The organism is Aneurinibacillus sp. XH2 (genome assembly GCF_001439585.2).
Lineage (GTDB): Bacteria > Bacillota > Bacilli > Aneurinibacillales > Aneurinibacillaceae > Aneurinibacillus > Aneurinibacillus thermoaerophilus.
On record NZ_CP014140.1, the window covers coordinates 2,151,889 to 2,173,957 of the forward strand.

The 22,069-nt window shown below is 47.7% G+C and carries 17 protein-coding genes; 6 read left to right on the plus strand and 11 right to left on the minus strand.

Annotated elements, in window-relative coordinates; genetic code table 11:
• Positions 1–124: 124 nt before the first annotated feature.
• Together leuC and leuD are read left to right on the plus strand one after the other, a co-directional pair.
• Positions 125–1,564 carry a 3-isopropylmalate dehydratase large subunit gene (gene leuC, locus ACH33_RS10645; protein ID WP_057899002.1) on the plus strand — a complete coding sequence of 480 codons (1,440 nt, stop codon included), beginning with the start codon at positions 125–127 and terminating at the stop codon, positions 1,562–1,564.
• A complete protein-coding gene (gene leuD, locus ACH33_RS10650) occupies positions 1,551–2,159 on the plus strand; it encodes a 3-isopropylmalate dehydratase small subunit (RefSeq protein ID WP_057899003.1) in 609 nt (202 codons plus the stop codon). Before leuC ends, leuD begins: the two co-directional genes overlap by 14 nt.
• A gap of 84 nt (positions 2,160–2,243) precedes the next feature.
• Here leuD and ACH33_RS10655 read toward each other — a convergent pair whose 3' ends face one another.
• The 10 genes from ACH33_RS10655 to ACH33_RS10700 form a co-directional block, all read right to left on the minus strand.
• Entirely contained in the window at positions 2,244–2,504 is a 261-nt protein-coding gene (locus ACH33_RS10655; protein ID WP_057899004.1) for a hypothetical protein, read from the minus strand.
• 128 nt (positions 2,505–2,632) lie between these two features.
• Positions 2,633–4,528 (minus strand): oligoendopeptidase F, encoded by a 1,896-nt coding sequence (gene pepF / locus ACH33_RS10660; protein WP_162265026.1) that lies wholly within the window; start codon positions 4,526–4,528, stop codon positions 2,633–2,635.
• Positions 4,529–4,606: 78 nt separating this feature from the next.
• Positions 4,607–5,521 (minus strand): aspartate carbamoyltransferase, encoded by a 915-nt coding sequence (gene pyrB, locus ACH33_RS10665; protein WP_408863343.1) that lies wholly within the window; start codon positions 5,519–5,521, stop codon positions 4,607–4,609.
• Between the two features lie 102 nt (positions 5,522–5,623).
• The gene (locus tag ACH33_RS10670) at positions 5,624–6,022 is read right to left on the minus strand and encodes a S1 RNA-binding domain-containing protein (protein WP_057899006.1); all 399 of its coding nucleotides are present in this window, start codon (positions 6,020–6,022) and stop codon (positions 5,624–5,626) included.
• Positions 6,023–6,172: 150 nt separating this feature from the next.
• A complete protein-coding gene (gene parC / locus ACH33_RS10675) occupies positions 6,173–8,668 on the minus strand; it encodes a DNA topoisomerase IV subunit A (protein ID WP_082706007.1) in 2,496 nt (831 codons plus the stop codon).
• Positions 8,669–8,675: 7 nt separating this feature from the next.
• Positions 8,676–10,658: a DNA gyrase/topoisomerase IV subunit B gene (locus ACH33_RS10680; protein WP_175493543.1), complete on the minus strand. Its 1,983-nt coding sequence runs from the start codon at positions 10,656–10,658 to the stop codon at positions 8,676–8,678.
• A gap of 194 nt (positions 10,659–10,852) precedes the next feature.
• A complete protein-coding gene (gene thiE / locus ACH33_RS10685; protein ID WP_057899007.1) occupies positions 10,853–11,503 on the minus strand; it encodes a thiamine phosphate synthase in 651 nt (216 codons plus the stop codon).
• Positions 11,504–11,530: 27 nt separating this feature from the next.
• A complete protein-coding gene (thiM, locus tag ACH33_RS10690; RefSeq protein WP_057899008.1) occupies positions 11,531–12,331 on the minus strand; it encodes a hydroxyethylthiazole kinase in 801 nt (266 codons plus the stop codon).
• Positions 12,332–12,723: 392 nt separating this feature from the next.
• The gene (locus ACH33_RS10695; protein WP_057899009.1) at positions 12,724–13,215 is read right to left on the minus strand and encodes a hypothetical protein; all 492 of its coding nucleotides are present in this window, start codon (positions 13,213–13,215) and stop codon (positions 12,724–12,726) included.
• A 201-nt stretch (positions 13,216–13,416) separates the two neighbouring features.
• Entirely contained in the window at positions 13,417–14,328 is a 912-nt protein-coding gene (locus ACH33_RS10700) for a proline dehydrogenase family protein (protein WP_057900342.1), read from the minus strand.
• A 208-nt stretch (positions 14,329–14,536) separates the two neighbouring features.
• Here ACH33_RS10700 and ACH33_RS10705 point away from each other — a divergent pair, with 208 nt between their 5' ends.
• Positions 14,537–16,126 carry a sigma-54 interaction domain-containing protein gene (locus ACH33_RS10705; RefSeq protein ID WP_175493545.1) on the plus strand — a complete coding sequence of 530 codons (1,590 nt, stop codon included), beginning with the start codon at positions 14,537–14,539 and terminating at the stop codon, positions 16,124–16,126.
• Between the two features lie 110 nt (positions 16,127–16,236).
• On the opposite strand, the gene ACH33_RS10710 is transcribed toward ACH33_RS10705, so the two are convergent.
• Positions 16,237–17,394, minus strand: a complete 1,158-nt coding sequence (locus ACH33_RS10710) for an iron-containing alcohol dehydrogenase (RefSeq protein ID WP_057899010.1) — start codon at positions 17,392–17,394, stop codon at positions 16,237–16,239.
• A gap of 321 nt (positions 17,395–17,715) precedes the next feature.
• Between ACH33_RS10710 and ACH33_RS10720 the strand changes: the two genes are divergently transcribed.
• From ACH33_RS10720 to ACH33_RS10730, 3 genes are read left to right on the plus strand one after another with little or no spacing between them, the layout of a single operon-like run.
• Entirely contained in the window at positions 17,716–18,864 is a 1,149-nt protein-coding gene (locus tag ACH33_RS10720; RefSeq protein WP_057899012.1) for an iron-containing alcohol dehydrogenase, read from the plus strand.
• Between the two features lie 13 nt (positions 18,865–18,877).
• Positions 18,878–20,557 carry a GAF domain-containing sensor histidine kinase gene (locus ACH33_RS10725; RefSeq protein WP_335338939.1) on the plus strand — a complete coding sequence of 560 codons (1,680 nt, stop codon included), beginning with the start codon at positions 18,878–18,880 and terminating at the stop codon, positions 20,555–20,557.
• Between the two features lie 14 nt (positions 20,558–20,571).
• Positions 20,572–22,023 carry a sigma-54-dependent transcriptional regulator gene (locus ACH33_RS10730; protein WP_057899013.1) on the plus strand — a complete coding sequence of 484 codons (1,452 nt, stop codon included), beginning with the start codon at positions 20,572–20,574 and terminating at the stop codon, positions 22,021–22,023.
• The last annotated feature ends 46 nt before the right edge of the window (positions 22,024–22,069 follow it).

The window sequence follows — 22,069 nt, forward strand, 5'->3', positions numbered from 1 at the left end:
TTTTATAGGAAAAACCTATACATTTTATAAATATTATATCTTTGAACTTTTCAGTTTTCTATGCTAAAACTTATATAAAGATTCAAAAAAGTAATAAACAATTACAGAAAAAGGGGAGAGACGAATGAAACCACGCACAATGTTTGAAAAAATCTGGGACAATCACGTCATCCACGCGGAAGAAAACAAACCCAGTCTGCTATACATCGACCTGCATCTTGTGCATGAAGTAACATCTCCGCAGGCGTTTGAAGGATTGCGTCTCGCGGGCCGTAAAGTGCGGCGTCCGGATTTAACGTTTGCGACCGTCGACCACAACGTGCCAACAACAAACCGCTCCCTTCCGATCGAAGATCCAATTTCCCGTCAGCAAATTGAAACGTTGCAGCAAAACTGCAAAGAATTTGGCATCACGCTGTTTGACCTTGACAGCAAAGAGCAGGGCGTTGTTCACGTCATGGGCCCGGAACTCGGCTTGACGCACCCGGGCAAAACGATCGTATGCGGAGATAGCCATACATCTACTCACGGAGCCTTCGGCGCGCTCGCCTTTGGTATCGGTACAAGCGAAGTGGAGCATGTGCTCGCGACCCAATGCCTGCAGCAAAAAAAGCCAAAAACGCTCGAAGTGCATGTGGAAGGCGACCTCCCGCTCGGCGTAACGGCAAAAGACTTGATTCTTGCTATTATCGCAAAGTGGGGCACAGATTTTGCCACCGGATACGTCATTGAATATACGGGCGAAGCTATCAAAAAACTGTCCATGGAAGAGAGAATGACCGTCTGCAATATGTCAATTGAAGCAGGCGCACGCGCAGGGCTGATCGCGCCGGACGAGACGACATTTGAATATTTAAAAGGACGCCAGTTCGCGCCAAAAGGCGAAGAATGGGATAAGGCGGTAGAAGCCTGGAGGAAGCTCGTGACCGATGAGGGCGCGGAATACGACCGTCGCGTAGTCATCGACGCATCCACCATCGAACCGCAGGTTACATGGGGCACAAGCCCGGGCATGGGAATCGGCATTACCGGCGTAGTTCCGGCGCCAGAAGATTTTGCGACGGAAAATGAGCGCAAAGCGGCACAAAAAGCGCTGGAATACATGGGCCTCGAGCCACACACGCCGATGACTAAAATCCAGATCGACCGCGTGTTCATTGGTTCCTGTACGAACGGACGCATCGAAGACTTGCGCGCCGCAGCGAAAATCGCCAACGGCTACAAAGTTGCGCCGCATGTGCAGGCGATGGTTGTACCAGGTTCCGGGATGGTAAAGGAGCAGGCGGAAAAAGAAGGGCTGGATAAAATCTTCATTGAAGCTGGTTTTGAATGGCGCGAGCCGGGCTGTAGCATGTGCCTAGCGATGAACCCGGATGTACTCGCTCCCGGCGAACGCTGCGCTTCCACTTCAAACCGCAATTTTGAAGGACGCCAAGGCCGCGGTGGACGCACTCACCTCGTAAGCCCGGAAATGGCAGCGGCAGCCGCAATCGCCGGCCATTTCGTCGACGTCCGCAACTGGGAAGTAAAAGCAAAGGAGGAAAAAGCACATGGAACCGTTTAAAAAGATTACAAGCGTGGTTGCTCCGCTCGACCGTGTCAATGTCGATACAGACGCAATTATCCCGAAACAATTCTTGAAGCGCATTGAACGCACCGGTTTCGGCCAGTTCCTGTTCTATGAATGGCGCTTTGACGAAAACAACAACCCGAATCCGAATTTCGAATTAAATAAGCCGCGCTACAAAGGAGCGCACATCTTGCTTGCGCGCAACAACTTCGGATGCGGCTCATCTCGTGAGCACGCGCCGTGGGCTTTGCTCGATTACGGTTTTAAAGTAATTATTGCACCGTCTTTTGCGGACATCTTCCATAACAACTGCTTTAAAAACGGCATTTTGCCGATTGTACTGCCGGAAGAGACGGTGGACAGGCTGTTCCGCAACATAACAGAAACCGAAGGCTATAAGCTGACCGTCGATTTGGAAAACAATAAGATTACAGATGAGCAGGGCCTTGAAATTGCGTTCAGTGTGGATGCATACCGCCGCGAGTGCCTGCTCAAAGGTTTGGACGATATTGGCATCACTCTGATACATGAAGACAAAATCGCCGAATATGAAAAAAATTATCCAAGCTATTACAAAATCGCGCAATAAATCATTAAAAAAAGCCGGAAAAACTTGTGAACAAATGTCTCGCAAGTTTTTCTGGTTTCTGTCTCCTTATTCTTCAGCTACTTTTTAATACGGTGCAAACGGATATGGATATGGTGTCGGATACGGAGCGGGGTACGGATACGGTGCCGGATATGGATACGGCACATACTTTTTACTGTGTCCAAAAAGGAACGGGGTTAGGAACAAAAACGGAATAATGGGCCAGATCGAGCCGCGCTCATCCTGTACATAACCATAGTGGTGCGGATATGACACAGGATACACATATTCAGTGTACGGAAATGAATGCTGTTCATAGGTAAAAGCGGGTTGTTTGTTTTCCATAATGAGCCTCCACATTCATTCTTAATGTAGTCTTCATATGCTACTACACTATGATCATGCAAAGCGAATGCCCCTCTTTTTGCACAAAATAGGCTCCCAGCCCAGCTCATCCGCTTCTCTTACACTTCTTACGCCAATTTCTCCAATTCGTTCAATGCTTGTTCAAACACATCAAGCGCCCGTGAAATAACTTCAGGGTTCCGCAAATCAACCCCGGCTTTTCTAAGTACATCAAGCGGCGGTGCCGAGCCGCCCGCTTTCAGGAATGCGAGGTATTGTTCCCGCTTTTCTGGGCCGCCGTGCAAAAGCCTATCCGCGAGCGCGGTCGCTGCCGAAAAACCGGTCGCATATTGGTACACATAGAAATTTTTATAAAAATGCGGCACACGCGCCCACTCATAGCCAACATTCGGATCTAGCGTAAGCGCCGGCCCGTAATACTCGGCCACCAGCTTCCGATAACGTCGCACCAAATCATCGGCTGTCAACGCTTCTCCCTTCTCCGCCGCCTGATATATATCGCGTTCAAATTCGGCGAACATCGTCTGGGCAAACAGCGTCCCTTGAAACGTGTCCAGGTAGCGGTTTAACAACATGGCCCGTTCTTTTTTATCCTTGGCCTCTTCAATCCAGCGGCGCAAAAGCAGCGATTCGTTGACTGTCGATGCGACTTCCGCCACAAAAATATCATAATTTGCGTTCAAATAGTTTTGTGTCTTATTGGCGTAATACGAATGCATGGCATGTCCCATTTCGTGCGCCATCGTCAGCACATCATCCAGCCTTCCGTTGTAATTTAAAAGTACGTACGGCGGATACCCGTACACCGCAGTCTGGTAGGCGCCGCCCGTTTTTCCTGTGCGGCTGTAGACGTCCATCCAGCGGTTTCTAAATGCTTCCTCCAGCTTCTGCTGATACTCTGCGCCAAGCGGCGCAAGTCCTTCCCGCACCATCGTTTTCGCTTCGCTAAGCGTGTACTCCCGCTTTTTTCCTCGAATGAAAGGAACATATAAATCATACTTATGCAGCGCTGAAAGCCCCAGCATTTTTTTTCGTAGCGCCGTATAACGATGCAGCAAATGAATGCGATGGCGCACGGTTGAAATTAATTGATCATATATACTTTCCGGAATGTCGGATGCGTGCAACGCGGCGTAACGGGCAGACGGATAACGCCGCGCCTGCGCATATACGACATTCCTTCTTACTTCTCCTGCAAGCAATGAAGCGAACGTGTTCCCATATTGCGCGTATGTGCCATAGACCGCTTCAAACGCACGGCGGCGCACGGCTTGCTTCGGGGAAGTCATGAAAGAAACGTAACGTTCGCGGGTCAACGGCACGCTTTTTCCTTTTTCATCTTTGATGGAAGGAAACGCAAGATCCGTATCAAGCAAAAACCGGTAAGCCTGAGCGGCTGTCCCCATCGCTTCCCCGGTCAACGCAAGCAATTTTTCTTCTTTCTCGGATAAAATATGGCCTCGTTCTTTGCGTAACTCACTAATATAGCGCCTATATTTGACCAGCTTTTTTTCTGCATGGTACATCCGTTCCAGCTTTTTGTCATCAAGCCTTGCGAGCTCCGGGCCAATAAATGAAGTGGCGAGCGTCAGCTTTTGCGCCGTCCGCCGCGCTTCATGCAATCTTTGCTGTGCGATTGAATCGGTAGTATGCGTATCGAATTGTAGTTGGGCATATACATATGCCTTTTCTAGCTTACGGGATGCTTCTTCTTGCTTCGAAAGCGCCTCATATAAATGATGTGCATGATCTAATTTTCCTTTATAAGAAGCGATAAGCGCAGCCTCTCTCACAATCGATTGAATATCTTTTTGCCAAGCATCTGATGAAGCGTACAACCTTGTAAGGTCCCATGTATCCGCAATAGCGGGGCGCTCGTGCAAGGTAGGGGGAGTTGCTCTCTCCGCTGTGCGGAATGTGGGAACCCCGAGTCCCCCGCTGCCCACAATCAGCCATACACCAACTGCCATACCTGCGAACGGAATCAGCAACTTTTTGCGCATTGCCCCCATCCGCCTCCTTCTCTGCATTTTCTTCCTAATTTTTTGCAAAGAAAGAGGGAAATATGTAATTTTCTTCTTCTACATAGAGAAACACTTGTCAATGAGCGCCATGCGGACGAACAGGCCGTTTTCCGCCTGACGGAAGTACGCGGCGCGCGGGTCATGATCCACCTCGACCGCAATCTCACCAGCACGCGGCAGTGGATGCAGTACGATGCTATCTTTTTTCATCACCGAGAGCAAGGCATTATCAATGATATACTTGCCGCAGGCTTTCTCATACTCGTCAAGCGACGTAAAACGCTCTTTTTGGATGCGGGTCTGATAGAGCACATCTGCCGTTTTTGCCACTTTCTCCAAATCGTGTTCTTCTTCGTACGAAACCCTTTTTTCATCCAGATATTTTTTCACATATGTGGGAATTTGTACGTTTTCCGGAGCGGTGAACGAAATGTGAATCTTGTTATAATTGGCAAGCAAATAAGACAAGGAATGAACCGTACGTCCGTTCGCCAAATCTCCGATCATGACGATATGCAGATCATCCAGACGGCCGAGTTCTTTTTTAATCGTGTACAAATCCAAAAGCGACTGCGTCGGGTGTTCCCCCGCGCCGTCTCCTGCGTTAATAATCGGTACGGTCGCCACCGCAGCAGCGCGTTCAGCCGCTCCAATATCCGTATGGCGAATAACGATAACATCGCTGTAGCTGGATACGACACGAATAGTGTCTTCCAATGTTTCCCCCTTAATGGTGGACGAAAATTGAGCCGCATTTTCTGTTCCGATTACCTTGCCGCCAAGACGGGACATTGCCGACTCAAACGACAGGCGCGTCCGGGTGCTCGGCTCAAAGAAAAGTGTCGTCATCACTTTATTGCTGTAGCGATCGCTTCCACCTTCCGCCACCACCCGTTCCATTTCTTTGGTTTTTACAAAAATCTCGTCCAATTCCGGACGGGTAAATTGCTTTGCTCCTAATACATGGTACAGTAACACGATGGTTTCTCCTTTCATATGTATATGAGTGCATAGAAAACCACTCTGACGAAAATCAGAGTGGTTGAATCTACTAAAAGAGTGGTAAGGTCCCGTTCAGCGCCGTTTTTCACGCTTGCCCAGGTCGCCCATCTTGTCCTCGCTCGTTTTCAGCCAGCGTTTCATCATGGCTTCAAAATCTTCTTTCGAGCTGTTCTGACGTCCGCCTTGACTGCGGTTCTCATCCCGCTTCTTAAAAGCGCGACGGTCATCCTTCTTTTCTTCATTGATCCTCATAGTTAACGAGATTTTACCGTCGTTTTTAATCTCCAGCACTTTTACAGTCACTTTGTCTCCTACTTTGACAAATTGGTTAATATCCTCGACATAAGAAGAAGCAATTTGTGAAATATGGACGAGTCCCTGCTTGTTCTCTCCGAGATTAACAAAAGCGCCAAAAGATTGAACTCCTACAACGGTACCTTCCAAAATATTGCCGACAGCGATGTTACTCAAAAAATGTTCCCCCTAAAAGAATTTACTATACGTTTACTATACATGAAACAAAAAGAATAATAAAGAACTTTGCGGCCAGCAAAATACAAGTCATCATGCGTCATTTTTCTATTACAGTATTTCCAGTTTACCAAAAAGGTACTCCTTTGCTTACTCGGAGCAACTGTCCACACCTTCTCCGGCTTGTTTTTCCTCCGCGCGCGCTGTAAACAAAATAGACGCTACTTCTTCGCCAGGATCAAGCTGTACCATGGTGCGTCCGACAGAACCCTGATCGTTTACTGATAAATGCTTGCAGTACGCCTCCCAGTCGATCCGTACTTCACGGCCTTTATCCGTGCGACCCAGTAGACCGTGCTTCATCTCTCCTTCAAGGAACGCAACTTTCACCTCATGCGGCTGCACTTTGCGGCGCCGAATTACGAGCACGCCCTTACCGCTCCGGCCCTGCGTGGTAAACTGGGTGACGAAAGTGCGCTTGATGACCCCTTCTTTTGTGATGATTTGTAACACATCTTCCGCTTCTGGCTTCACTACGAAAGAAGCCACGACACGCTCACCTTCCTCAAGCTTCATGCCACGCACACCTGCCGTATTTCGTCCAGTCAGCGGCACCTCAGCCACAGGAAACCGAATCGCCATACCACCGGAAGACACAAGCAGGAACTCATCTTCCTCGCCACACATATGCACTGTTTCAATCTTATCATCGTCTTTTAGCTTCACCGCGACAATGCCGCGCTTTTTCTGGGTTTTGCTGTATTCTTCTCCTTTTGTCCGCTTAATCATACCGCCTTCGGTCACAAATGCGAACGATTCATCCGCTACACGATCCAGTGAATCTACTTTGTATGCGGCCACAATTTTCTGCTCTTTGCTAAGGGGCAAGACATTGACCAAGCTGGTGCCAATGTCTTTCCAGCGGCCATCTGGAATTTCGTGAACCGGAATCTGATAGAAATATCCATCATTCGTAAATAAAAGCAGGTGGTGGATTGTATTTGTCCTGAAAAAATAGCGTATCGTGTCGCTTTCTTTGACGCCAGCCGTTTCGATAGAAGCACCGGAACTGTTAAACGAACGCAGCGACGTCCGTTTAATGTACTGCTCCTCGGTAATCGTAACGATCACTTCCTCTGCCGGCACGGTAACAGAAATATCAACTTCTAGGTTTTCAATTTCATCTTCGAGCGTCGTCCGGCGATCATCGCCGTATTTATCGCGGATTTCGCTCAGTTCTTTTTCCAGCACTTTGTTCAGTTTTTTCTCGCTCTTTAGGATTCCCTCCAGAGCGGAAATTTTCTTGTTCAAATCTTTTTCTTCTTTCTCGTACCTTTTAATATCCAGGCGTGTTAACTGATGCAAGCGAATATCAAGAATGGCCTCCGCTTGCTCATACGTGAAAGCAAAATTCGCCATCAAACGATTTCGCGCGTCTTCCCGTCCGTCCGAATCCATAATCGTATCGATCACCTGGCGCAGAATGGAAATCGCTTTAATGATTCCTTCTACGATATGCAGACGTTTTCGCGCCTTCTCCAAATCATGTGTCGTCCGGCGGGTAATTACTTCTTTCTGGTGTGCGATATAAGCGCCGAGAATGCCTTTCAAACCGAGTTGCTGGGGACGCTCGTCAGCGATCACAAGCATATTGAAGCTGTATGAAATCTGCAAATCTGTCTTTTTGAACAGATAGTGTAAAATGCCATCCACATCAGCATCCTTGCGCACCTCAAGCACAATTCGCATGCCTTCGCGATCCGTTTCGTCCCGTACTTCAAGCAGGCCATCCACGTTTTTCTCAATAATTTCTTCTTCAATTTGCGTGACAAGCGCTTTTTTCTTCACCGTATACGGAATCTCATCGACCACGATTAGCTTTCGTCCTTGCTTGCCGTTTTCCATATGGGTCCTTGAGCGGATAATCATCCGACCGGCTCCCGTTTCATACGCTTTTTTAATCTCTTCCCGACCCTGGATAATGCCGCCGCCCGGCAAATCGGGGCCCGGAATATATTTCATCAACTCATCGAGCGAAATGTCCGGATTATGAAGCAGCGCAATCGTCCCATTTATAACTTCCCGCAGGTTATGCGTCGGAATTTCGGTGGCAAACCCGATGGAAATCCCGGTCACGCCGTTTACGAGCAAATTCGGAAAACGCGCAGGCAGCACGGTCGGCTCTTTCGATGTATTGTCGTAGTTCGGAATAAAATCAACCGTATCCTTTTCAATATCACGCAACATTTCCATCGCGATCGGCATAAGACGCGCTTCCGTATAACGCATCGCCGCGGCGGTATCGCCATCTACCGTACCCCAATGACCATGCCCGTCAATGAGCGGTTCGCGCATTTTGTGCGGCTGAACCAGATTCACCATCGTCTCATAGATGGATGAATCACCGTGCGGGTGATAGTTTCCCATAACGTCACCAACCGTCTTCGCCGACTTGCGATACGGACGATCTGGTGTGTTTTTTTCTTTGTACATTGAATACAATACTCGGCGTTGCACAGGCTTTAAGCCATCCCGCACATCCGGGATGGCCCGCGATAAAATGATATAGCGGGCATAATCGCTGAACCTGGAGCGATATACATCCCGCACGCTCATCTGTAAATACTCTTCATGCGGTAATGACATTAGCTCTTTATTCCTCCTCCATTACAAACTTCACGTTGTTTTCGATCCACTCGCGGCGCGGCGGTACTTTATCGCCCATTAAAATAGTGACAATTCGCTCCGCTTCTGACGCTTCTTCCAAATCCACCTGAATCAGCTTGCGTGTAGCAGGATTCATCGTCGTGTCCCACAACTGTTCTGCGTTCATCTCGCCAAGCCCTTTGTAGCGCTGAATTTCTGCCTGGCTGCCCATTTTCTTCTGCGCAACAATTCGCTCTTCGTCCGTCCAGGCATAGATGATTTCCTGCCCTTTCTTTCCCTGCTTGTACACCTTGTACAGCGGAGGTTGCGCAATAAATACTTTGCCGCGTTTGATAAGTTCAGGGAAGTAACGGTAGAACAGCGTTAGCAGTAAAATCTGAATATGCGCGCCGTCATAATCGGCATCCGTCATAATAATAATTTTGTCAAACGCGCAATCGTTGGCATTGAACTCATCACCGATCCCCGTGCCAAGAACTTCGACAATCGTGTTGATTTCTTCATTCCCGTTCGGGCCAATGACTTCATAAATTTTCTTCTTTTCCACGTTAATCGGTTTCCCGCGCAAACTCAGCACTGCCTGAAAACTGCGGTCGCGACCATTAATGGCAGAACCGCCCGCCGAGTCACCCTCAACGATAAACAATTCATTGCGCGCAGGGTCTTTTTTGCTCGGTGGCGTGTACTTGTCACTTATGGTTCGCTTGCCCTTCTTTTTGCCTTTCTTTCCGGAACCCCGCAACGCTTCCGCCGCCTTCTTAATTTCTTCTTTAATGCGACGTGACTCAATGGCCCGCTCAATAATCAAGCGGGCGATATCTGGATTCTCTTCAAGGAAGAAGCTCATTTTCTCACTGACAAACGCTTCGACCGCAGACCGAGCTTCCTCGCTGCCCAGCTTGTCTTTTGTCTGGCTTTCAAACTGCGGATCGTCCATCCGAATGCTGAGCACCGCCATCAACCCTTCCCGGTAATCATTCCCGGTCAGGTTTTTGTCATTTTTCTTCAAAAGCGCGTTCTTACGCGCGTATTCGTTGCACACTTTCGTAAACGCATTGCGGAAACCGGACACATGCGTTCCTTCATCGATGGTCGGAATCGTATTGACATAGGAAAGCAGGTTTTCCGACGTGTTATCGTTATATTGAAAAGCGAGTTCAATTTCAATTCCGTCCTTTTCGCCTTCAAAATATACGATATCGTGCAGCGTATTTTTTCCATCATTTAAATATTCAATGAACGCTTTAATGCCTTCGTCAAAGTGAAACGTCTCCTTCCCAGGCGCACCCGGGCGCATATCGTGCAGATGAATGGTGACGCCCTTTAACAAAAATGCATTGTCGCGCAGCCTCTCGCGCAAAATGTTATACTGGATGTTAATGTCGCCAAAGATACGCTTATCTGGAAGAAATGTGACCTTTGTTCCAGTTTTTCGCGTCGTGCCGACGATTTCAAGGTCGGTCACAGGATGACCGGCTTTAAAATCTCCGTCCGCTCCCTCCACATATTCAAAACGTTGGCGGTAGATATGGCCGTCACGGTAAATTTCTACCTCAAGCCATTCGGAAAGCGCGTTCACGACGCTGGCTCCCACGCCATGTAGTCCGCCTGACTTCTTGTATCCTTCTCCGCCGCCGAACTTACCCCCGGCATGGAGAACGGTAAAGACGACAGTAGGCGTCGGAATGCCTTCGTCTTTATTCATCCCGGTCGGGATTCCGCGGCCATTGTCTTCGATACTAATGCTTTTATCCGGATGAATCGTAATTTTAATGGTATCGCAATAACCGGCCAACACCTCGTCTTTGGAGTTATCGATAATTTCCCAGATAAGATGGTGCAAGCCGCGGCTGCCGGTTGAACCGATATACATCCCAGGTCTGACGCGAACAGCGGTCAAACCTTTGAGGACACGAATATCATCATCGCTATATGCTGTTACATTCAGTGATACGCTTGGATGACTCAAATCTATCCCCTCCTGTTTCTTTCATTACAATGTACTTGTTTTTATAGCGAAAAGCAATATTCTCCAATTTAGCTGCCGTTCGTTTCCTCTTCTATTATACACAAAACTCCAAAGAACAAGAACGTTTGTTTGTGTGCAGAATTTTTAAAAGAGAAAGAAAAACGGAGCGGATACAGCTTCCGCTCCATGTCTGTTTATTTTCCGATAAACGGGGCTACCGCCTGCTTCAGGCGAACGGTCGCCTGTTTCGGGTCCGGCTGCCCGACGATCGCTGAAATGACGGCCACGCCATTTGCCCCCTGTTCCATAACTTCTGCGCAATTTTCAGCAGTAATGCCACCAATCCCCACGATCGGCAAAGCCGAAAACTTGCGAATTTCCCCGATCAACGCTGGCGTTACTGGATCGCCTGCATCCGCTTTGCTACCGGTTGCGTAAATCGCGCCGACTCCTAGATAATCGGCTCCTTGCTCAATTGCCCAGCGCGCTTCTGCCACCGAAGACGCCGAAACACCGATAAACATATGGTCACCAATCAGTTTACGCGCCTCACCCGCTGGAAGGTCATCCTGTCCGACATGCACTCCGTCCGCGTCCAGCAACATCGCTACATCTACCCTGTCATTGACAACAAATAGCACATCGTGCTCACGGCATAGTTCCCGCATTTTCCGCCCCACTTCCAATACCCGCCGGAGAGGGGCTTTTTTCTCGCGTAATTGCACAACATCGACACCGCCCTCGATAGCCAGGCGGACGGTTTCCAGCGCGCTACGTCCTCCCGCGTTATCGATGCCAAGCACAAGATAGACGCCCAAACGTTCCTGCCATGCTTCTGGGTTCATTGCTATCCTCTCTTTTCTTTTGTTTGTTTATTTTTCTGTAATATCTGCCATTTCGATAATTTGTGCTTCTTCGAGATTGTACAGCGCATCAAGAAGTGCAATCTGGTACGAACCCGGGGCAGATACAATTTGTCGCGCCAGTTCCGCAGCGACACCGTAGCTCGCAAGTCCCGCGGCTGCCGCGAACACGAAATCTTGTTCTACGGCGGCATAAGCCCCAAGAATGGAAGTAAGCAAGCACCCGGTGCCAGTAACCCGGGTCAACATCTCGTCTCCGTTACGAATCATATACAGCTTGTCAGGCCCGGCCACCACGTCCGTTTTACCGGTAATCGCAACAACCGTGCCCAGCGCTTTCGTCGCCTTTCTGGCAAGTTCTTCCGTATCTCCGCCTTTCTCTCCGGCATCCACACCTTTAATCTCCCATGACTCGCCGATTACATTGGCAATCTCCGCTGCATTGCCGCGAATAATGGCAATATCAAGTTCGTTGACAATACGACGCGCCATTTCCGTCCGAAATGGCGTCGCCCCGGCTCCGACCGGATCAAACACAACCGGAACCCCGTGCTTATTGGCCGATTTTCCGGCGATCAACATTGCCTCTACCGTTTCCCTCGTGAGCGTGCCCATGTTCAGCACAAGGGCACCCGCAATCTTCGCCATATCAGCTACTTCTTCAGGAGCGTACGCCATCACCGGGGAAACGCCAAGCGCCAATAACCCATTAGCCGTAAAATTTGTTACCACTACGTTTGTTATATTATGTACAAGCGGTTTTTTTTCACGCAGCTTCAAAAGCAAAGCTGCAGCCTCCTGTCCAAGCATAACATTTCCTCCTTTTTATCTTAGTCGGACATGAAAAAAACTTGTGCCAATCTTAATATAATCTTAATGCTAACAAAACAAAATACTTACATACCTATAGTAGTATAATGAGTGGATTGATCTCCAAAATCATGCCACATTCTGTGGCAGCCCCATTCTCTTTGGTCCCGGCCATTTAGCCGGGACAATTTTTAACACAATCTTAACAAAATGATGATACAAAATTCGTATTCTGCGTGTATTCTAAAACTAAGCATAGTCTTGTCCCACTGCCTCTTACCCGAGCTTAGGAGCATATGGGCACACCTCTTTTCAATTGAGCCTTCTTCCAGGCTCTTTTTTTTATAGTTATGTAGCACAACTTAGGGGCCACATATTTTAATGCGCCCCCGTTACTCTTCCTTGTCGATCCACTCTAAGTCCGGCGTCGCCACCCATTCCGGTCTAAGCCCCCTCTGGGCGGCATACTGTCTAACCCATTCGTTCATTACCTTCTGTGTCCCTTGATACTGGCAAATGATTTTCCGTATCGCTTCATTCAATTCTTCCTGTTCTAGCCCTCGATGCCTTTCTCTAAATCTCATGATACGAAGATTGGCCTTTACGTTATTTTCTATTTTGGCAAACGCGCTAATATAACGAATCACACTCGCTTGGTCAGCCGGATTCATTTCATCCATAACATAACGATCAGTCAATTCCGACAAGCTCTTTCTGAGTTCATCCGGCTCCATCTTCTCTTCGTAAACACGCTGTGTCACTTCATCCATATACAACTTAATCTTTTCCGACTCTACTAAATCTCCAAAAAGGAAAGTGAATACTGAATCACTAATTTTTTTGCTCTTTTTTTTATGAATCGTGCATCCATTTTCTGTGCCCATATTCGTCCACCTCATTTTCCTGTTATTATAATACTACGAAAATGAGCACTAAAACAGCATATATCTATCTACAATATAGTTATTTAGAATGATTTATTCCCTCCTCTTTATATAAATATTCAAGACTTTTGCCATAAAATTCATTCGTTTCTCATCGTAGAAGACAAGTGGATAGGAAAACACAAAGAGTCTTTTGCCCTATTATTTTACCAGCATTCCTTTCAACACAAAGGCTACGTTAGCCGGGCGCTCGGCCAGACGACGCATAAAATATCCATACCAGTCATTGCCATACGGTACATAAACACGCATCGTATAGCCCTGGCGCACCAGTTCAAGTTGTGACTGGGGACGGATGCCGTACAGCATCTGAAATTCAAATCTGTGCCGTGGAATGTTATACCTTGCAACAAGCTGCTTTGTAAATTCAATAATTTTATCGTCGTGAGTGGCCACTGCCGTATGGCTTCCACTCAAAAGATGCGCTTTAATGATACGCTTATAATTTTCATCCACGTCTTTCTTGTCCGGATACGTCACCTCAGGTGATTCTTTATACGCACCTTTAACGAGCCGGAGCGGCACACCACGCAGCGTTTCCACATCTTTTTCCGCCCGGTATAAATAAGCCTGAATTACGGTCCCCACATTGCTGTATTCCCGGCGCAATTCACGCAACAAGTCAAGCGTTATCTGACAATGACTGTAATCTTCCATATCGATCCTTACAAAATTTCCGTATTTCTTCGCCCTTTCCAAAATACGTTGCATATTGACGCGGCACAAGTCTCTGTCAATATCAAGTCCAAGCTGAGTCAGCTTTAGCGAAAGATTGCTTTTGACTCTTGCCGCGTGAATCGCATCAAGAGTACGAATACAATAATCAGCTGCTTCCACCGCCTCTTCTCGGCTCGAGACAAACTCGCCGAGATGGTCAAGCGTGCATACGAGCCCCTGCTTATTCAATTCTCTTACCTTGTTGATCGCTTCACGAATCGTTTCTCCTGCTACAAAACGGTGCGCGCCGAAGCGAAGGCCCCACTTTTTCGCCGCCCGATTCAGCGTCCTGTTTTGCGACAGAAATAGAAAAAATTTTTTCATAGCCGTCTCGATGATCATATCTTTCACCTTCCTGTCCTACGTCTTTCCCGTATCCCCAGGATCGCTTCTCTCCTGCCATCCATGCGCCAAAAATTGTACATTCATTTCTTTTAATTGTATAATGATATTGTTACCACCTTTACATTTTTGTAAATCATCCCGGTTTTTCCGTCCATATTTTATACAACTTTGTTAATTATAATGAACTAGGTGATTACAAATGAAAAAATATCCCTTTTCTTTTTATAACCCGCTCCTTCATAATCTTATGCAACCGCTTTCCACTTTGCCCAAACGTTTCGCTTCCGTTCGGGCTAAAGAAACACTTCGCCTGTTCGACTTAATTTCAGACAAGCCGGACGCCATCGATGTCGACGTCATCTCCGAAGCCGGGGAAACGGTCGGATATATTTCGGCGGAAACGCTGGTACAAGCGCTTTCCCGCGCACTGCGCGAATGCTTCGCGTTCTATGAAGGAGTGCTGCATACGGTTGATGATTCGCTGACTATTGTCGACGCGGAAGGAAACGTGATCGGCTGGAACAAACAGGCGGAAGCAATGTATCGCATCCCGTCGGAGGACATTCTGCACCACCACATTACCCGCCATTTTAAAAAAGACGCGATCATGTTGCTCAAAAGCATTCGTGACGGTTCTTCCATCTCCCGTCATTACAATCAGCCACGCGAAGGAGCACACGTACTTATCAATACATCTCCGGTAATACTTTCTGGACGCATTATCGGCGGCATTTCTGCAGAAAAGGACATCAGCGATGTGGTGCGCCTGCATGACCAGCTTTCCAGCACGACTGCCCACCTGCACAATTTGGAAACCGAACGATACGCCGAACAGCAGGAAGATCCGTTCTATAAGATTAAAGGGCGCAGCACAGCGATCACACACGCAATCGAACTGGCCCGAAAAGTGGCCCATACTGACGCAACCCTGTTAATCACCGGAGAATCCGGTGTCGGAAAAGAATTGTTTGCTGAAGCGGTACACCGCGCAAGCCCGCGGAAAGAGGGGCCATTTGTTGCGCTGAACTGTGGCGCAATTCCGGCTGCCCTGTTTGAAAGTGAACTGTTTGGCTATGAAAAAGGCGCCTTCACCGGCGCGGTTCACGAAGGGAAAAAAGGAAAGATCGATATGGCTGCTGGAGGCACGCTGTTTCTTGACGAAATCGGTGAACTTCCGCTTGATCAACAAGTGAAACTGCTACGTGTTCTGCAAGAACGGCAGTTTTACCGTGTAGGAGGACATAAACCGATTCCGACCAATGTACGTATTGTAGCCGCAACCAACCGCAACCTTGAGGAAATGGTGGAAGCGGGACAGTTCCGCCAGGATCTGTTCTATCGACTGAATGTTATATCCGTGGCTATCCCCCCGCTGCGCGAACGAAAAGAGGATATTCCGGAACTGGCACAGCTGTTTTTGAAGGAGTTTGCAGTCAAATATGGCAAACCGTTTCCAGAGTTGGCACCGAAAACGATCGTATTGCTGCTGGAATACGCGTGGCCAGGAAACATCCGACAGCTACGCAATCTGATGGAGCGCCTTGTTATTTTAACGGATCAAAAACGGATAGAGCCGGAGCATCTTCCCGAAGGGTTTCTCCCCTCCCAGACACCACTGGTTCCTCAAGCTTCTCTTCCTCGCAAAATAACAGGACGAAATGAATACGAGGAGCTGGTGGAAGCGCTCCGGACAACATACGGCAACAAGTCGGCTGCGGCTCAGTTACTTGGCATCTCGCGTGTAACATTGTACAACAGAATGAAGAAATACAATATCCAGATCGAATAGCGTCCTATCATGCCCCCTTGCTCTTCTCCTGTTTGCGTAAGCAGAAAAGAACAGCAAGGAGGCGGTTTTACTTCTGTGTGGAAGGGACAAGGTGCACGACCTGTCCCATGTTAAAATGCGGCGCGAATGATTTCTTTTATATCTTCCAGCGTTGCTTTGCGCGGGTTGGTCAATGCGCACGCGTCTTTCATCGCATTCACGGCCAACAGCTCGATATCTTCCTCCTTAGCACCCAGTTCGGCAAATCCTCTCGGAATGCCTACATCGCGCGCCAGCGTCTCAATCGCTTCAATTGCTTTTTCCGCCGCTTCCCGCATCGACAGGCCGCTGATGTTTTCACCCATGGCTTCAGCGATATCGGCAAATCGCTCGGCTCGGGAAATTAAGTTGAAACGCTCGACATGCGGCAAGAGAATCGCATTGCATACGCCGTGCGGCAAGTTATACACACCGCCAAACTGATGCGCAATCGCGTGCACATACCCAAGTGAAGCGTTATTGAAGGCCATGCCTGCCAAAAACTGCGCGTACGACATATTTTCGCGCGCCTGTAGGTTTTCGCCGTTTGCTACGGCTACGCGCAAATTCCGGCTAATCAGGCGAATCGCCTGAAGCGCACATGCGTCTGTAATCGGGGTGGCGGCGGTTGAAACATAGGCTTCTACCGCATGCGTCAATGCATCCATCCCAGTTGCCGCGGTCAAAGCAGGCGGCTTTTTTACTGTCAGCATCGGGTCATTAATGGAGATCGTTGGCGTTACATGCTTGTCTACAATTGCCATTTTTACCGAGCGCGATGTATCGGTAATGATGCAAAAGCGGGTCATTTCACTGGCCGTACCGGAAGTCGTGTTTACCGCAAACAAGGGCACCATTGGCGATTGGGAACGATCCACTCCTTCATAATCATGAATCCTTCCGCCATTAGCGGCGACCAAACCAATCCCTTTCGCGCAATCGTGTGAACTTCCCCCGCCCAGTGAAATGATACAATCGCAATGTTCTTCACGGTACATGGCAAGACCAGCTTCTACATTTTTATCCGTCGGATTTGGTTCCGCTCCGGGAAAAATCGCAGCTTGTAAACCCGCTTCTTCCACATAGGCAGCCATTTGATCGGCTACGCCAAATTGATAAAGCCCTGCATCTGTGACGATAAGCGCTTTCTTTTTGCCGTATGATTTCATACGTTCCCCGATTTCCTTTGCCGCGCCAATCCCCATTATATTCACAGCCGGCATGTAAAATCCAAACACTTGATTTTCCATTTTTCTTCTCTCCTTTCAAATTCTTTACATGAAAATATTTTCTTTTTCGTTGCACCGTTGCTATAATTCTACTTATGAAGGAAAGAAAAAGAAGGAAGGCGGAAGTTCCCTCCCTGCTGTTTCGCTTCCACTATTCATCTAACGCAAAGATTATGCCAAATTTTCCGATTAGTATAAATAGACAAAAAATATATTTCATAAGCGTTTTCTATGCGCTTCCGCTTTCAGAAGCAAAAAATCGCGGGAAAAAAGAGCAAGAATTCGGCGCTTTTAGCCAATTTTTTGTTACAATGTATCAAATCTCCGAAATGAGGGCGACACATGCACATTTCTAAATTCGCTGCACCGGAAATTCTCTTCGGGCGAGGCTCCTTGCATCAGACAGGAGAATGCTGTCGAAGGATCGGAGCCAATAAGGTATTCATTGTTAGCGATGAAGGCGTCATGGCTGCCGGTTGGGTCGAAAAGATTATCAAAGTATGCCAGGCGAGCGGATTAGCCTATGAGCTATTCTATGATATTACATCCAATCCGAAAGACTATGAAATCGAAAAAGGTGTACAGCGCTACCAGTTCAGCGAATGTGATGCCGTCCTTGGCATCGGAGGCGGCAGCGCAATGGATGCGGCCAAGGCGATCGCGATTCTTGCTACGAATGGCGGGATCATTCATGAATATGAAGGAGCCGATAAAATCAAACGACCTCTCCCACCGCTTCTGATGATTCCAACGACTGCGGGTTCTGGCTCGGAAGTTTCCCAGTTTTCCGTCATTGTGGATTCTTCCCGTAAAATCAAGATGACCATTGTTTCCAAGTCACTTGTACCGGACATCGCGATTACCGATCCACAAACGCTGGTTACAAAGGATGCGGAATTAACGGCAGAAACGGGAATGGATGTACTCACTCATGCCATCGAAGCATTTGTCAGCGTGGCGGCTACTCCGCTAACGGATGTACAAGCTAAAAACGCCATCTCACTCGTGTCTAAGCATTTGCGAGCTTCCACCGCTTCACGCACAAACGAGGAAGCAAAAGCGGCCATGGCGATGGCCAGCCTGCAAGCGGGGCTCGCCTTTTCAAATGCGATTCTCGGCGCCGTCCATGCTATGGCTCATGCGGTAGGCGGGTATCTCGATCTTCCGCACGGCAAGCTAAACGCGATTCTTTTGCCCTATGTAATGGAATATAACTTCTTGGCCGCTCCCGAGCGGTTCGGACAAATCGCCGCTTTGATGGGACAAAACATTACCGATATGACGGCGGCCGAAGCCGCGAAACGTGCGGTCTACCATGTTAAGCAACTCGCTTCAGACATCGGCATCCCGCAACGTCTTTCTGATATCGGATTTACTGAGGACTTAATCCTGCCAATGAGCCAGGCGGCCAGCGAAGACGTGTGCCTGGTTACCAATCCCCGTGACATCGGCATTCATGAACTGGAAATGATCTTTCGGAAAGCTTTATAGGAGGCGGTTATATATGATGGAAAACAAGCGAGATATTATCGAGCTGCTTACAGGCGCCCGTTCTTCCAAACGCAACTACTACACCGAATTAAAAAAGAACCTGCGCAAAATTAAAAAGAAGAATATGCAACTTGAAATTATTAATCAGGTTGTAAAAAGTTTCAATGTAGATATGTCCATAGACGATATGCTGAAAAATGTCATGGACAAGCTGAAAAATATCTTTTCCTTTGACTACCTATCCCTTTCTATGTTTGAAAACGGTAGCCTTATCCTAAGCAACGCCTATCCACAGAACCATGTGGTCATTCCACCAGGCACCCTATTAACCCCGGACGATTCATTATGCTGGAAAGCCATTCATGAAAAAAAAGTGCTGTTACATACTGTCACCCCTTCTCTGGATCAACAAGGGCTTTATGCAGAAGAACGAATCTTGTCAAATGTAAATATCGTGCAAATGCTTGCTGTTCCTTTATTCAGCAAAAATCGTCCTATCGGCGCGCTCAACCTTGGCGGTACATCTTCTGATACATATAATCATTCCGATTTAACATTTCTACAGCAACTGGCCGACCAACTAGCGGTTTGCATCGAAAATTCGCGGCTCTATAACGAGGTGCTACAAAGCAAGCGGGAATGGGAACGAACGTTCAGTGCCGTGAAGGACTTGCTATTATATGTAGACATGGATTATCGTATTCTTCGTTTCAATCAAGCAGTTTGTGAATTTCTCCGCATTCCCGAAACCAAAATTTATGGAAAAAAATACGACGAATTATTTCGTCCCCCGACTCATACATGGACGCTTTGCCCGTTAAGCGAATGCTACCGTACGAGGCAAACCGCCTATCAACAACTTCAGCTTGTCGGCAAACGCATTTGTGATGTATTTGCTTATCCGGTTCTGAATGAAGAGAACGAGATGTACGGAGCGATTCTTTACATAAAAGATGTAACAAAAAAGCTACACATCGAAGCACAGCTAATCCAATCCGGGAAATTGGCGGCAATCGGCGAAATGGCAGCTGGTGTTGCACACGAATTAAATAACCCCCTCACAGCCATTCTTGGAAATACGCAACTTCTATTGCGGGAAAGTGAAAATGGAACACGCAAGAATCAATTGCTGCACGATATTCTTATTTGCGGTAAACGATGCAAAAACATTATTCAAAATCTTCTTACGTTTTCCCGCCAAGAAGATTACATGTTTTATGAATGCTCATTAAATGACGCGGTCAATCAGGTGCTCAGCCTTGTTCGTTATCAAATTGAGCGCAGCAATATTTCGCTTACCGTACAACTCCAGACGGACTTACCGCTTATAGAAGGAAGCATCCAGCAAATCGAGCAAATCATTCTCAATCTATTGCTCAATGCAAAAGATGCCGTCAACGCAAACGGGAAAAAACAAAAAAACATCGCTATCCAAACCGTTCAAAAAGACAAACGGTTTATATGCCTGCACATCAGGGATAACGGCTGCGGAATCGCAGAAGAAAACAAAGACGAGATTTTTCACCCTTTCTTTACAACGAAGGAAGCGCAACAAGGCACAGGACTCGGTCTTTCCGTCAGCCTTGGTATCGCCCGGGCGCACGGCGGAACCATCGAAATGGAAAGCAAAGCTGGACATGGAAGTTGCTTTACCCTTATTCTTCCGGCTCTGTATGAAAGAAACGAACAATGATAAGGAGAAATGATATGAATCGAATGCTAATTGTTGACGATGAAACACAGGTACAAACGTTTTTTTCCTATCTACTGCACAGGAAAGATATCCATCTTTCATTTGCTAGCAATGCATATGAAGTTATGGCAGCGCTCGCCGGCGAACCATATCAGGCCGCTCTTGTCGACTTAAAGCTGCCAGATACGAACGGACTCGATATTTTAAAAGCCATCAAGGAAAAAATGCCCGGGTGCAGAGTTATCATTATGACCGGTTACGGTACGGTAAAATCAGCGCTTGAAGCCATCCGACTCGGTGCGGAAGATTATATCGAGAAGCCGTTCGATGATATTGATGAACTAGAAAGGCTGATTCACAGTCTCTTCACCTCTCCTGTGAATCAGCGACAAACGGAAATGCTGCGCCTGGCCGAACAAACCGGATTTATTGTCGGTCAAAGTACCGAGATGCATCATTTGCTATCCCTCGCCTACAAAATTGCGCGCAAAAATATTACCGTATTGATCGAAGGAGAAACCGGTACAGGAAAAGAAGTGCTTGCCCGCTTTCTTCATCACGCCAGCGCACGACAGCAACAACCTTTTATCGGGGTCAACTGCGGAGCGTTTACGGAAACATTGCTGGAAAGCGAATTGTTTGGCCATGAAAAGGGCGCTTTTACCGGCGCCACCCAAACACGCAAAGGATTATTTGAGATCGCCAGCAAAGGCACGTTATTTTTCGACGAAATTGGCGATGCTTCCCCTTCCATTCAGGTTAAACTGTTGCGTGTCTTAGAGACAAGGGAATTTATGCGGATCGGAAGCGAACAGCACCGTCATACGGACGCACGCATTATTGCCGCTTCTCATGTCAATTTGCATGAAGCGGTCAGGCAGGGAAAATTCCGTGAGGACTTACTCTACCGCTTGAATGTAGTCAAGCTTTCTATTCCGCCGTTGCGCGAACGAAGAGAAGATATTCCATATCTCGTGCAATACCTTGCCAAACGACACAAAACCGGCGAAATGTTCTTCGTCTCTGAAACACTGGCTCTGATGCAAGAGTATGACTGGCCTGGAAATATAAGAGAACTATCCAATGTGGTAGCACGCGCACTTACGCTGGCAGATGGAGAAACGTCAAGAATTACTCCCGATTATTTACCTGCTTCCATCGTTAAGCCAGTCCGTATATCTCAAACTTCCTCCCCTTCTCCCAGGAACGAAGGACAAGCGCTTCTGCCATTTGAAGACTATCTTGAATCATGGAAACAAGAGCTGCTTGCACAATGGCAAAGCAGCATAGAGCACATCGATTTCCCATCGATTATGAAACGCATAAAAGAACTGGAACGAATAATTGAAAAAGCCTTTGTCACGAAAGCGCTACGTGAAACACTGGGCAATCAGAAAAAGGCTGCCCGTCTATTAAATATTAGCGTCCGCACCCTGCGCTATTTACTGAATGAAAAAGGAAAGTAATGTACCCGCGCGTCCGTTTTCCATGACGAAGCCAAACGGCCAGGCC